The following is a 12,610-nucleotide window of genomic DNA, read 5'->3' as shown; positions in this document are numbered from 1 at the left end:
CAGCTCGGCGCCAACCTGCCACCCGCCCGTGAGCCACGGCGCGAACGCCGGTAAATTCGTTCACAATAGCAATTCATGCCGCGCGCCGCGCCGTTTAATCACAACGTGCCGTATCGCGCGGCGATTTCCGTCCCTATTCAGGAGCGCGCATGGCCGAACCCAACGTCACCGCCCACATCGGTTCGACGAATTTCCAGGTACTTTTCGACGACGGCAAACACACGTGGCTTGCCGATGAACCCGAATCGCTCGGCGGTGGTGATCGCGGGCCGACGCCTGTTTCGCTGCTGCTCTCGAGCCTCGGCGCCTGCACGTCGATCACGCTGAAGATGTACGCTCAACGCAAGGGCTGGCCGCTCGCCGACGTGCGCGTGACGCTCGCCATCGAAACCGGCGAAGCGGGCACGTCCATCGATCGTCAGATCGTGCTCGAGGGTGACCTGTCCGACGAGCAGCGGGAACGGCTTTTGCAAATTGCCAATGCGTGCCCGGTTCACAAGATCCTCACGCATTCGATCACGATCCGCTCGGGCCTCGCTGTCGCGTGACACCGCACTAGCCATATGTATTGCAACGCTTTGATAGGAAGCCGTCTTTGAATTTCGAACACCTCATCCAGATCAACGACCCGTTGAATCCCTTCGTCGACTCGATGACCCGCGAGCAGCTGTGGGAGGGGCTCGTGTTGCGCGCCGAGCAGCCGCAACTATTCGTGATCGGACTCGACAGCTGCACGATTCTTTCGCGCGACGGCAACGTACTTGAACGTGAACTGCACTACGGCCAGGCCACCGTGCGTGACCGCGTCACGCTGCAGGACAGCCAGAGCGTGCGCTACGACATCCTGCCGACCGCAGACCACGTGGGCGGGTCGCTGACGATGACCATTGAGCAGCCGGACGAACTGCAACTCTTCCTGCGGTTCGAGTACGCCACCACACTTCCCGTGTCCGACGATCAGGACGCGGTGCAGACGCAGGAAATCGTGAAGTCGGCGTATCGCGAGAACGACATCGATACAGTACGGTTGATTCGCCAGTACATGCAGACGAAGCAGGAGCCCGGCCCCCTTCATTGAGTCGCGCTCGGCGGTCGCCGCATGCTAGTGCCTGCTGTGCATCGACGCGCCACGATCGCGATGGCCGATATCCTCTTCTCGCTCATTCTGTTTGTCTAACTATCGAAAGTCGAATCCGATGAATTTCTCTTCCTTGTAAATAGGAATAGTTATCATTTAGAATTCATCCATCGAATCGACGAACAGCCAAAAACGAATGACCGATCTCAACCGTTCTTCCACGCTCAGTCTGCGCCGCCCGGCGGCCGCGCTAACCAGCCGTCCGAAAGCACCAGCGGCGACGGTAACCGCAGCGAAGCCCGCTGCCGAACGCGCAAACGGTTCAGGCGAGAAGTCGGAACGAGCCGTGCGCAGCGACGCTTTGCTGCAAGGACATAGTCACGTCAGCATCGTGCATAACGGCGAAACCTATCAGCTGCGCGCCACGCGTCTCGGCAAGCTGATCCTGACGAAGTAACGAAAGAATAGAGTAAGTACCGGGTATTGTGGGGACCACCTCTTCGAGAGGTGTTAGGCAGTAGCCAGCCACGACGGCTTGCACGTGAGAACTAGACCCCTTCGTGCAGACACCAAGCCAGCCGTCGCAGCCAGCCAGGCCGCTTTTTTGGTTCTCAACCAATGCGGATACGCGAAAACGCCGCGTATCGCACATGTAGAAAAGAAAAGCCGTGGGATGTTGTCATCTCCACGGCTTTTTGTTTGCTAAGGCGCAGGTAATGCCGAGACCCAAGGCATGCGCGTTGAAACGTTCAGACTTATTTCGACGCCCAGCCCCAGAACATCAGCCACCAGGCGCTGTCGACAACAGCCAGCGCCGCGACGAACCACGCCATCGCGAGGCTACGCGGAAAGAACTGTTCGCTATAGCGACGCGTGACGCGCCAGACAAGCCATGCGCTCCAGACGTTGGCAATCGCCAGAATTGCGATACGCATATCCGACGCCCACCACAACGACACATGTTCCGCGCGCAGCAGCGACAGCGTGGTTGCCGAGAGCCCAAGAAAGACGCCGGCGCCCGCGATCGGAATCAGCCCTTGCGTCAGATGATGCAGGCGCACGGTATTGAAGCGCCCAAGCATGCGCGTCGCGCCCATTAGCAACAACAGCAGCGCGGTGCCATACCCCAGTGCAGTGGCGAGGATGTAGCCGATCACCATCGTGCCGTCGAGCCAGGAGAATACGTCGTTCTGCTCGGGGTAATGCGTGAAAAGGAACCAAGGCGCGTTGGTCTGCAGCGGCCAGGTGATGTCGTGATCGACCAGCCAGGTCGCAAAGAACATCTTCAGATCGATGAACCAGCGCGAGGCGGTCCAGTGAAACGCGCCGATCGCAATGCCGAGCAGGCCGTACAGGATCAGCACGGTATCCCACACGTTCGCCTGTTTGTCGCCGAGTTGCACGACTTCCGATGACGGCGCGCGCCACGTCAGCGCAATCGCATCGCGGTGCCCGCTGCAGCGACCGCACATATGGCAGTCCGACGCACCCTTCATATTGCGCAACGGCACCAACGGCGCGCAATTGATCGGAATTACGCGATGTCCATGCTCGCCGTTCTTGTACGAACGGCGCCACGCGTCTTCATCGACTTTGTAATGGAACGGCGCCAGGCGCGCCAGAAGCGAAAAAACCCCGTTGACGGGGCAGAGATATTTGCACCAGACCCGCTTCTCGCGTCCGTAGAGCAACCCGATGATGATCGCCGCGAACGTCGAGCCGCCGAGCACCAGCAGCACGGCCTTCGGATACTGGTAGACGCTCACCATCTGGCCATAGATGGTGGTGGTGCCGAACGCGACGAAAGGCCAGCCGCCCCAGCGCATCCAGCGTGGAATCGCCCAGCCGCGCCCATATTTGCTGGCGAATTCCGCGAGCGCACCTTCCGGACACAGCACGCCGCACCAGACGCGGCCGAGCATCACCATCGAGAGCAGCACGAACGGCCACCAAATGCCCCAGAACACGAACTGCGCGGCGAGCGTCAGATTGTTCCAGAGATGCGAGGTGTCGTCCGGCAGCGGCATGACCGCGGGCACCAGGATCAGAAATGCGTACACCGCCACCACGACCCACTGAATACCGCGGATCACAGCGCCGTGGCGCTGCATCCACTGCCCGGCCGCTGCGAGGCGGCCCGGACGGGTCATGACCGTGCTCATGCCGTGCGCCCTGCGGCCTGTCGCGCCGGCTTGCGATTTGCACGACGCAACAGCAGATAGACAACTGCCCAGTACACCGCGTAGGCAATCAGATTCATTAGCGCCGGGTGAGCGCGATAGCCGGTGAGCGTCGAGACCAGCGAGCCGAACGTGTTCGAATCATCGAGGATCGCAGACGAATTCCACAACTGGTCGACGATCGTCGGCAGAAATTCCTTGTCGATCAGCTTGTCTACACCGGTCTGGAAAAGACCAGCGCCGAGGAACAGCAGCATGATTTCCGTGACGCGGAAAAAGAGCCGCCACGAGAAGAGCTTGCCGCCCAATTGCAGCACATAGAAAGTGAGGAAGGCGAGACCGAGGCCGATCACGACCGCGAGCATCTGGCCGCCGTCCACGTGACCGGATTGGCCGAAGCCGAGGCCGTACAGGAAGATCACCGTCTCGCTGCCTTCGCGCGCGATCGCGAGGGCGACCAGCAACGCGACGCCCCACCAGTTCGAATCGCGCTGGCTTTTTTGCAGCGACTGTTCCATGTCGCGCTTCAGCGACCGGCCGTGCTGCTTCATCCACAGCACCATCTGCACGATCAGCACGCACGCGACCAGTACCATCGCGGTCTGGAAATAATCCTGCGCGTCTCCGGAGAGCACTTCCGTGAAACCAACCAGCGCGGCGCCCAGCGCGACAGCAGCGATCAAGCCGGCCGCGACGCCACCCCACAGGTACGGCAAACCGCGGCGCGCGTCGTCGTCGCCATTTTTCAGCCATGCGTACAGGATGCCGACCACCAGCAACGCCTCGACGCTTTCCCGCCACACGATGAATAGAATCTGACCCATCAAGCCCTCCCGTCTACCCTTTACCGCTACTGCTGTCGCGAACGCGTAACCGAGGAAGGCCCGCGCTCGCGTCCTGGCCGTTATCCGTTACTTCGCGACGATCACGCCCTGCGCCTGCTGGTGGAAATCGTCGAAAAACTTGTATTCGCCCGGCTCGAGCGGCGCGATCACGACGAACGACTCCGCGCCCGGCGCCAGCACCTTTTCCTTACGCAACTGGACGCTTTCGAATTCGGCTGCGCCCTTGCCGGTGTTGCGCACTTCGATCTTGATACGCTGCCCCGCCGGCACCTCGATGCGCGCCGGCGTCAGCTTGCCGTCGTTCATTTCCAGCTTGAAGGTCGGCAGATCCGCGGCGTGGACCGCACCCGCCAGCAAAGCCGTGGTGGCGAGGATCGCGATCTTTCGGTTCATTCTCATTAGCCTTTCCGGGAAACGCGGCGCGCGAGGACTCAACGTTCGCCCGCCGCCTGCTGCATTCATTCACTCACGCCCCGCCATGCGACGACGCTTGACGAGGCGCGATGACCCGCTGCGATCAGTAACCGCCCTTCTTGCCGATGCCGGCGAAGGTGAAATCGTATTCGAGCGTGATCGGCTTGAACCACGGACCCACGCCGGTTTCCTTGTCGACGTGACGGCCGAAGGCCATGTGGCCGGTTTGCATCGGCGCTTCGACGATCATCTTCAGGTGGTACTTGCCCGGGCCTTGCAGCTTGACGTTGTCGCCGTAGTGCGGACCGTCGTTGGCGACCATCGCCATCAGGTCGCCCTTCTGCGTCTGGTTGGAACCGGCTTTCGTCAATTCATAGCGCACTTGCAGATACGGCATCCAGTCGCCTTCGGCAAAACCGGTCGGATTGTGCTTGACCGCGTGAATGTCGGCTTCCAGGTGGATGTCCGAATCCGACGCCTTGCGCATCATGCCTTCCGGTTCCATCGTGATCGGCTGCAGGTAGACAGCGGCGATTTCAATGCCGTCGCGAATCTGCTGCTTGCCGATCGGGTATTCCGCCGCCGTTGCCGAGAGAGCCGCTACCGCAGCCACCGCTGCGGCGCCGCCGCGCACAAATGAAGAAATCCGCATTGAAACTCCTTGTTTTTATCTGACTGGAACCGAACCCATTGGAATGTGCGTTACGCATGCACTGATGCACCGGCCACGTCCTTAAAGGAAGCGATGGTCCGTACGCAAATGGCATATACGAACGTTAATGCGAACCATTCTCAATATTGGGCGAGTTTATCATTGATCGCCAGGGGAAACAAATACGAACGCACGCAGAGCCTTATGGCAGCAGGGTCTTAAGGCCGTCTTAAGGAAGCGCGTGTGAAGGAGATGGCGGGATGCGGGGCGGACGAGACGGGACGCGGCACGTTGCCGCGCCCCAGACGGGAAGAGGCTTATTCGACACCGGACACGTGATCGCCCACGTTGGCTCCAAACACACGTTGGCGCAGCAAGGCCAGTTGATCCCGGGTCTGCGCGGCCTTTTCGAACTCGAGATTCCTGGCGTGCTCCATCATCTGCTTTTCGAGACGCTTGAGTTCCTTGGCGAGCTGCTTCTCGGACATGTCTTCGAATTTCGCGCGGGTTTGCTGTTCCTTCAGTTCGGCGCGGGCGTCATCGACGTTGTATACGCCGTCGATAATGTCGCGGATGCGCTTCACCACCCCGCGCGGCGTGATGCCTTTTTCGAGGTTGAACGCGATCTGCTTCGCGCGCCGCCGTTCGGTTTCGTCGATGGCGCGGCGCATCGAGTCGGTGACTTTGTCCGCGTAGAGAATCGCCTTGCCGTTCACGTTGCGCGCTGCCCGGCCGATGGTCTGGATCAGGGAGCGCTCGGCGCGCAGGAAGCCCTCTTTGTCCGCGTCGAGAATCGCGACCAGCGAGACTTCCGGAATATCCAGCCCTTCACGCAGCAGGTTGATCCCCACCAGCACGTCGAAGGTGCCCAGGCGCAAATCGCGGATGATCTCGACCCGCTCCACCGTATCGATGTCGCTGTGCAGATAGCGCACCTTGACGCCGTGGTCGGCCAGAAACTCCGTGAGCTGCTCGGCCATCCGCTTGGTCAGCACCGTGACCAGCACGCGGTCGCCCGCCTTGACGCGCTCGTTGATCTCGGCGAGCACGTCGTCGACCTGGGAACGCGCCGGCCGCACCTCGATTTCCGGGTCGACGAGCCCGGTAGGACGCACCAACTGCTCGGCGACCTGTCCCGCCGTTTTCTTTTCGTAGTCCGCCGGCGTGGCCGACACGAACACCACCTGGCGCATCTTGCGCTCGAACTCGTTGAACTTGAGCGGCCGGTTATCGAGCGCGGACGGCAGGCGGAAGCCGTAGTCCACCAGGTTCTCCTTGCGCGCGCGGTCGCCGTTGTACATGCCGTTCAGCTGGCCGATCAGCACGTGCGATTCGTCGAGCAGCATGATCGCGTCCGGCGGCAGGTAGTCGACCAGCGTGGGCGGCGGCTCGCCGGGCGCCGCGCCCGAGAAGTGCCGCGAGTAATTCTCGATGCCCTTGCAGAAACCGAGTTCCTGCAGCATTTCCAGATCGAAGCGGGTGCGCTGCTCGAGCCGCTGCGCTTCGACCAGCTTGCCTTGGCTATAGAAGAATTCGAGCCGTTCGCGAAGTTCGTTCTTGATCGTTTCGACGGCGCGGATCACGGTGTCGCGCGGCGTCACATAGTGCGACGACGGATAGACGGTAAAGCGCGGAATCTTCTGGCGCACGCGGCCGGTGAGCGGGTCGAATAGCTGCAGCGTTTCGACTTCGTCGTCGAACAATTCGACGCGGACCGCCATTTCCGCGTGTTCGGCCGGGAAAATATCGATCGTGTCGCCGCGCACCCGGAACGAACCGCGCTGGAAGTCCGCTTCGTTGCGGTTGTACTGCATGGCGATCAGCCGCGCGATGATGTCGCGCTGGCCGAGCCTGTCGCCGGTGCGCAGCGTCAGGATCATCTTGTGATATTCGGACGGATTGCCGATACCGTAGATGGCCGACACCGTGCCGACGATCACCACGTCGCGCCGCTCCATCAGGCTCTTGGTGGCCGACAGCCGCATCTGCTCGATGTGCTCGTTGATCGACGAATCCTTCTCGATGAACAGGTCGCGCTGCGGCACGTACGCTTCCGGCTGGTAGTAGTCGTAGTACGAGACGAAGTACTCGACCGCGTTGCGCGGAAAGAACTCGCGAAACTCCGAGTAGAGCTGCGCGGCCAGCGTCTTGTTCGGCGCGAACACCATCGCCGGGCGGCCGAGCCGCGCGATGGTGTTCGCCATTGTGAAAGTCTTGCCTGAGCCGGTCACGCCGAGCAGCGTCTGGAACGCGAGGCCGTCCTCGACGCCCTCGACGAGCGTCTCGATCGCGGTCGGCTGGTCGCCGGCGGGCGGATAGGGTTGATACAGCTGGAACGGCGAGCCGTCGAACGTGACGAATTTCGATTCGTCGAGCGTATCCCCGGCTTCGGTCAGATGTTGTTCGGACATGTGGGGCGGTACCGTGCCTTAGGCAAAGGACTATTCTAACGGGTTGCGGGATCGTGAGCTGAGCGGGTCGGCGTAGGTTTCGAGGCGCTTTGAGGGGCGGATTCGCGCCTCGAGTTGGCGGCTGATTTCTTGCACCCTGTCGTGTGTGATCGAGCGCGACGCGCGTCTGCGGCGCGCCGGTCGGCGGGCATCTTTCGCGCGAATTCTTGTAACCAGATGACGCCGGAATGCCTGTTTTTCAAGCAAATAATCCGCTCTGATCGAGTTCTCGGCCCAAAAAACGTTCGCGGATTCGTTACAATGCGAAGCTGCGCTCGCTCGTTGCCGTCCCCTGCCTGTCCGGGACCGCCCGCGCTCGAAGCCGCCCTCTTTTCACTACTGCTGCCCACCCACCATGTCTCTGTTCTCCGCCGTCGAACTTGCTCCCCGCGACCCGATTCTGGGCCTGAACGAAGCCTTCAACGCCGATGCGCGCGCCACCAAGGTCAATCTTGGCGTCGGCGTGTACTTCAACGAAGAAGGCAAGATTCCGCTGCTGCGCGCCGTGCGTGAAGCCGAAAAGGCTCGCGTCGAAGCCGCGCTGCCGCGCGGGTATTTGCCGATCGAAGGCATCGCGGCCTACGACGCCGCCGTGCAAAAGCTGCTGCTCGGCAACGACTCGCCGTTGATCGCAGCGGGCCGCGTCGTGACGGCGCAAGCACTGGGCGGCACGGGCGCGCTGAAAATCGGCGCAGACTTCCTGAAGCGCCTGAACCCGAACGGCAAGGTCGCCATCAGCGATCCGAGCTGGGAAAACCATCGCGCGCTGTTCGAAAGCGCCGGCTTCGAGGTCGTGTCCTACCCGTACTACGACGCGCGCACCCACGGCGTGAACTTCGAAGGCATGCTCAGCGCATTGAATAGCTACGCCGCCGGCACCGTCGTCGTGCTGCACGCGTGCTGCCACAATCCGACGGGCGTGGACCTGACGGTGGATCAATGGAAGCAGGTCGTGGAAGTCGTCAAGGCGCGCAATCTGGTGCCGTTCCTCGACATCGCGTACCAAGGCTTCGGCGACAACATCGAAGCGGACGCCGCGGCGGTACGCCTGTTCGCGGCATCGGAACTGAACGTGTTCGTGTCGTCGTCGTTCTCGAAGTCGTTCTCGCTGTACGGCGAGCGCGTCGGCGCACTGTCGATCATCACGGCCAGCAAGGAAGAAGCTGTCCGCGTGCTGTCGCAACTGAAGCGCGTGATCCGCACCAACTATTCGAACCCGCCTACACACGGCGGCTCGGTGGTCGCGGCGGTGTTGGCCTCGCCCGAACTGCGTGCAACGTGGGAAATGGAACTGGGCGAAATGCGCGACCGTATCCGCGCCATGCGCAACGGTCTGGTCGAACGCCTGAAGGCAAGCGGCGTGGATCGCGACTTCAGCTTCGTGAACGCGCAACGCGGCATGTTCTCGTATTCGGGCCTGACCGCGCCGCAAGTGGACCGTCTGCGCGAAGAGTTCGGCATCTATGCCGTGAGCACGGGCCGCATCTGCGTGGCTGCGCTGAACACGCGCAATCTCGACGTGGTGACTAACGCGATTGCTCACGTATTAAAGTAAGGCGCTTCAAAGCAGAACGCGAGGGACCATTGCTCGCGTTTTTGCCGGAACTGTCTCGGAACCAAACGGCGCCTTTTTCGAAGGCGCCGTTTTTTATTGGCGGCGAGTTACTTGCTCGCCAGTTGCTGCTTGCTTGATTAACCTGCCGTTCGTTCAGCGCGAATCCCGATGAATATCGTGCGTGACAAAGCCCGCATCGTTATCCGGCATATCGAGCCAATCGGGCTGTGAAAGGGAATGACGAATGTCTTCCAGACCGCTTTGCCAGTGTTCGCGCATGGTCGACAGACCGAACTGGAAGTCCTTGTAGTGCCCTTCGTATTCCTTGTGCCGGTAGATGAGATGCAGCACGTTGTAGCGCTTCGAACACGACAGATCTTCGGCCAGCTTGCACCATGGGTCGTCACGCTGCTCGGACGGCACCCGATCGAGCACCTCGCGCAACACATGCCGGAAACGCTGCGAGCGTTGCAGCATATCGGTCACGAGACGCGTGCGGCTCGAATACTGGATGTCCTTCATGCGCCCCTGAACGTCGGTGATGCTATCCGGCACCGGACCTATCGCGCTCCACAGATCGACCTGGAACGCGAGCGTGTCGCGGCGCGGCGTGGACTGGATCACCTCGTAGAGCGGCGTATTCGACATTAGGCCGCCGTCCCAGTAGTACTGGCCGTCGATTTCCACCGCCGCGAAGCCCGGTGGCAACGCGCCCGACGCCATGAAATGTTCCGGTTTCAGCGTGGTGTGCGTGTTGTCGAAATACGCGAAATTGCCGGTGCCGCAATTGACCGCCCCTACCGACACCCGCATTTCACGCGAATTGATCCGGTCGAAATCGCAGAGCGCCTCGAGCGTCGCTTTTAGCGGCGCGGTGTCGTAGTAGCTCGCGAGTTGCGGCGGTCCGGAGACCGTCGGCAACGGCGGCGGAAAACGCGGAACAAAAAAACCCTTCTGCCCTTCGACGATCGCGCCGATTGCCTGTGTTGCCGTGAAAGCCTTGCGTATGGCGTCGCTCGAATTAAAGAACGCGTGCTCGACAAAGGCGGGCAACGGCAGTCCGAAAGCCGGTTGGCAGATCGTCTCCCAGAATTGCAGCAGGCGTTCAACCCGTTTTTCCGGCGGATTGCCGGCAATGATCGCGGTATTCAACGCGCCGATCGAAATGCCCGCAAGCCAGTTCGGCTCGATGCCGGCTTCGAAAAGCCCCTGATAGACGCCGGCCTGATACGCGCCCAATGCGCCGCCGCCTTGCAGCACCAACGCGACGGTTTCGTAGTTGGGCAATTGAAGCGGCTGCGCAGGCTGGGCGGCGGGCGCCGAGCCTGCTCCTTCGCCATTCCCGTCGCCGGACGCGCTAACGCGCGCCCGTTTGAGATTGCGTTGCGCCACGGGCGCCTCCTTATTGCATGTACCAGCCGTGGCTCACAATAAAGGACTGGCCGGTCAGTGCGGCCGTTGGGAAGGTGGACAGAAACAACACCGTCTGCGCGACGTCTTCCACCGTGGTGAAGATGCCGTCGACCGTGCCACCGAGCATCACGCGCTTGACCACTTCTTCCTCGCTGATGCCAAGTTCCTTGGACTGCTCGGGAATCTGTTTATCGACGAGCGGCGTGCGCACGAAACCCGGACACACCACGTGCGAGCGCACGTTATGCTTCGCGCCTTCCTTGGCCAGGACACGCGAGAGTCCCAGCAGCGCATGCTTGGCCGTCACGTAAGCGGACTTCAGCGGCGACGCTTCGTGCGAATGGACCGAACCCATGTAGATCACGATGCCGCCGCGATCGTCCTTGTACATGTGCTTGAGCGCCGCCTTGGTGGTGAGGAACGCGCCGTCCACGTGGATCGCCTGCATCTTCTTCCAGTCGGAGAAAGAGTAGTTCTCGATGGGATTGACGATCTGGATGCCGGCGTTGGAAATCAGAATGTCGACCGAGCCGAGTTCTGCGGCAACCTTGTCGATGCCCTGGTTGACGGCGTCTTCGTTCGTGACGTCCATTGCCACGCCGATTGCCTTGCCGCCGCCCTTCCTGATTTCCTCAGCGACGGCGTTCGCCCCGTCCTGGTTCAGGTCGGCGATCGCGACCGCCGCACCCGCGGCGGAAAGTGTCAGCGCGATCTGCTTGCCGATGCCGCTTGCAGCGCCGGTAACCACCGCGACCTTGCCATTCAGATTCGTGTTCGGTGAGGACATGCAGAACCTCCATGCAGTTGATGAGCAATGAGACCACGGGCCGCGAGCGTCGTGAAGTCAGCCAACCGGCATAGGCCGTTCGGCTGACTGCCGCACCGCGGCCAACGCTGCTATTGTGCATGAAGCGTGTGAAGTCCAGCGGTAAAAAGCACATTCAAACTTTTCTCTTTAGACTGGCTGCTTTCCGCGGGATTCCGGTTGCCTCACCATCAAGGAGACATGCATGAATTATCGACGTCTGGGCCGCTCCGGCCTGCAAGTCAGCGAACTGTCCATCGGCTCGTGGGTCACCTACGGCAACCAGGTCGATCATCGCGCGGCGCGTGAGTCGCTCGCTGCGGCGCGTGACGCGGGAGTCAATTTCTTTGACAACGCCGAGGTGTACGCTGGCGGGAAATCCGAGGAAATCATGGGCCAGGCGCTGAAGGAACTGGCGTGGCCGCGCGTGAGCTATGTGGTGTCGACGAAATTCTTCTGGGGCCTCGCCGAAGCGCCGAACCAGTACCACACGCTGAACCGCAAATATCTGCTGAACGCGATCGACTCGTCGCTCAAACGTCTGCAACTCGACTATGTCGATCTGGTGTTCTGTCATCGTCCCGACCCGAATACGCCGGTCGAGGAAACCGTTTGGGCGATGAGCGACATGATCACGCGCGGCAAGGCGCTGTACTGGGGTACGTCGGAATGGAGCGCCGATGAAATCCGCGCCGCTTATGAAATTGCGGGGCGGCACCATTTGCACAAGCCTGTCATGGAGCAGCCGCAGTACAACCTGTTCCATCGCAAGCGCGTCGAGCAGGAATATAAGCGGCTTTACGAAGATATCGGGCTTGGGCTCACCACATGGAGCCCGCTTGCGTCCGGCCTGCTCACTGGCAAATACCGCGACGGCGTGCCCGCCGACAGCCGCGCGCAATTGCAAGGCTACGACTGGCTGCGCAAGCAGGTCACCGACGCGGGCAAGAACAACGTGGTCGGCAAGCTCGGCGAAGTGGCCGACGACCTGGGCTGCACGGTCGGCCAGTTGGCAATCGCATGGATTCTGAAGAATCCGCATGTCAGCACGGTGATCACGGGCGCGTCGCGGGTTGAGCAGATCGGCGAGAACATGAAATCCGCCGACGTGGCCGAGCAAATCACACCGGAGATCAAGCAGCGTATCGAGGAGATCATCGGCGACGCCCACGACTGAGCAGACTCGCGCCGAACCGTGTGACACGTGTGAGCTCGGGC

General features: G+C 61.3%; 12 protein-coding genes. 5 read left to right on the top strand and 7 right to left on the bottom strand.

Going from position 1 to position 12,610, the window contains the following annotated elements:
• Positions 1-149: 149 nt before the first annotated feature.
• The 3 genes from CUJ90_RS05570 to hemP all read left to right on the top strand — a co-directional run bounded on the left by CUJ90_RS05570 (position 150) and on the right by hemP (position 1,535).
• Positions 150-548: an OsmC family protein gene (locus CUJ90_RS05570; protein WP_073431429.1), complete on the top strand. Its 399-nt coding sequence runs from the start codon at positions 150-152 to the stop codon at positions 546-548.
• Between the two features lie 47 nt (positions 549-595).
• On the top strand, positions 596-1,078 hold the full coding sequence (locus tag CUJ90_RS05565; RefSeq protein WP_073431428.1) for an SRPBCC family protein: 483 nt from the start codon (positions 596-598) through the stop codon (positions 1,076-1,078).
• Positions 1,079-1,274: 196 nt separating this feature from the next.
• Positions 1,275-1,535: a hemin uptake protein HemP gene (gene hemP, locus CUJ90_RS05560; RefSeq protein WP_073431427.1), complete on the top strand. Its 261-nt coding sequence runs from the start codon at positions 1,275-1,277 to the stop codon at positions 1,533-1,535.
• 298 nt (positions 1,536-1,833) lie between these two features.
• On the opposite strand, the gene CUJ90_RS05555 is transcribed toward hemP, so the two are convergent.
• From CUJ90_RS05555 to uvrB, 5 genes are all read right to left on the bottom strand, one after another.
• Positions 1,834-3,240 (bottom strand): 4Fe-4S binding protein, encoded by a 1,407-nt coding sequence (locus CUJ90_RS05555; RefSeq protein WP_114162154.1) that lies wholly within the window; start codon positions 3,238-3,240, stop codon positions 1,834-1,836.
• Positions 3,237-4,082 (bottom strand): FTR1 family iron permease, encoded by an 846-nt coding sequence (locus tag CUJ90_RS05550; RefSeq protein WP_073431425.1) that lies wholly within the window; start codon positions 4,080-4,082, stop codon positions 3,237-3,239. The genes CUJ90_RS05555 and CUJ90_RS05550 overlap by 4 nt, the downstream gene beginning before the upstream one ends.
• Positions 4,083-4,169: 87 nt before the next feature.
• The gene (locus CUJ90_RS05545) at positions 4,170-4,502 is read right to left on the bottom strand and encodes a cupredoxin domain-containing protein (RefSeq protein ID WP_073431424.1); all 333 of its coding nucleotides are present in this window, start codon (positions 4,500-4,502) and stop codon (positions 4,170-4,172) included.
• 118 nt (positions 4,503-4,620) lie between these two features.
• On the bottom strand, positions 4,621-5,169 hold the full coding sequence (locus CUJ90_RS05540) for an iron transporter (RefSeq protein ID WP_073431423.1): 549 nt from the start codon (positions 5,167-5,169) through the stop codon (positions 4,621-4,623).
• A 317-nt stretch (positions 5,170-5,486) separates the two neighbouring features.
• Positions 5,487-7,580 carry an excinuclease ABC subunit UvrB gene (gene uvrB, locus CUJ90_RS05535; RefSeq protein WP_114162153.1) on the bottom strand — a complete coding sequence of 698 codons (2,094 nt, stop codon included), beginning with the start codon at positions 7,578-7,580 and terminating at the stop codon, positions 5,487-5,489.
• Between the two features lie 394 nt (positions 7,581-7,974).
• Between uvrB and CUJ90_RS05530 the strand changes: the two genes are divergently transcribed.
• The gene (locus tag CUJ90_RS05530) at positions 7,975-9,174 is read left to right on the top strand and encodes an amino acid aminotransferase (RefSeq protein ID WP_114162152.1); all 1,200 of its coding nucleotides are present in this window, start codon (positions 7,975-7,977) and stop codon (positions 9,172-9,174) included.
• A gap of 153 nt (positions 9,175-9,327) precedes the next feature.
• Here the strand turns inward: CUJ90_RS05530 and CUJ90_RS05525 are convergent, their stop codons facing one another.
• Together CUJ90_RS05525 and CUJ90_RS05520 are read right to left on the bottom strand one after the other, a co-directional pair.
• Entirely contained in the window at positions 9,328-10,566 is a 1,239-nt protein-coding gene (locus CUJ90_RS05525) for a DUF3734 domain-containing protein (RefSeq protein ID WP_114162151.1), read from the bottom strand.
• A gap of 10 nt (positions 10,567-10,576) precedes the next feature.
• Complete coding sequence (locus CUJ90_RS05520) at positions 10,577-11,374, bottom strand: 3-hydroxybutyrate dehydrogenase (protein WP_073431419.1); 798 nt, start codon at positions 11,372-11,374, stop codon at positions 10,577-10,579.
• Between the two features lie 223 nt (positions 11,375-11,597).
• On the opposite strand from CUJ90_RS05520, the gene CUJ90_RS05515 reads away from it, so the two are divergent.
• Positions 11,598-12,569 carry a potassium channel beta subunit family protein gene (locus CUJ90_RS05515; protein ID WP_114162150.1) on the top strand — a complete coding sequence of 324 codons (972 nt, stop codon included), beginning with the start codon at positions 11,598-11,600 and terminating at the stop codon, positions 12,567-12,569.
• Positions 12,570-12,610 lie beyond the last annotated feature (41 nt).

It is taken from the genome of Paraburkholderia terricola, from assembly GCF_003330825.1.
GTDB classification, from domain to species: Bacteria; Pseudomonadota; Gammaproteobacteria; order Burkholderiales; family Burkholderiaceae; genus Paraburkholderia; species Paraburkholderia terricola.
Note: the sequence above shows the minus strand (reverse complement) of the source record. Positions and strands in the feature narration are given on the sequence as shown.

Excerpts from the sequence above, each read along its gene's own strand:
- CUJ90_RS05570 (WP_073431429.1), top strand. The coding sequence starts at position 150 with ATGGCCGAACCCAACGTCACCGCCCACATCGGTTCGACGAATTTCCAG.
- hemP (WP_073431427.1), top strand. The coding sequence starts at position 1,275 with ATGACCGATCTCAACCGTTCTTCCACGCTCAGTCTGCGCCGCCCGGCG.
- CUJ90_RS05555 (WP_114162154.1), bottom strand. The coding sequence starts at position 3,240 with ATGAGCACGGTCATGACCCGTCCGGGCCGCCTCGCAGCGGCCGGGCAG.
- CUJ90_RS05550 (WP_073431425.1), bottom strand. The coding sequence starts at position 4,082 with ATGGGTCAGATTCTATTCATCGTGTGGCGGGAAAGCGTCGAGGCGTTG.
- CUJ90_RS05545 (WP_073431424.1), bottom strand. The coding sequence starts at position 4,502 with ATGAGAATGAACCGAAAGATCGCGATCCTCGCCACCACGGCTTTGCTG.
- CUJ90_RS05540 (WP_073431423.1), bottom strand. The coding sequence starts at position 5,169 with ATGCGGATTTCTTCATTTGTGCGCGGCGGCGCCGCAGCGGTGGCTGCG.
- uvrB (WP_114162153.1), bottom strand. The coding sequence starts at position 7,580 with ATGTCCGAACAACATCTGACCGAAGCCGGGGATACGCTCGACGAATCG.
- CUJ90_RS05530 (WP_114162152.1), top strand. The coding sequence starts at position 7,975 with ATGTCTCTGTTCTCCGCCGTCGAACTTGCTCCCCGCGACCCGATTCTG.
- CUJ90_RS05520 (WP_073431419.1), bottom strand. The coding sequence starts at position 11,374 with ATGTCCTCACCGAACACGAATCTGAATGGCAAGGTCGCGGTGGTTACC.
- CUJ90_RS05515 (WP_114162150.1), top strand. The coding sequence starts at position 11,598 with ATGAATTATCGACGTCTGGGCCGCTCCGGCCTGCAAGTCAGCGAACTG.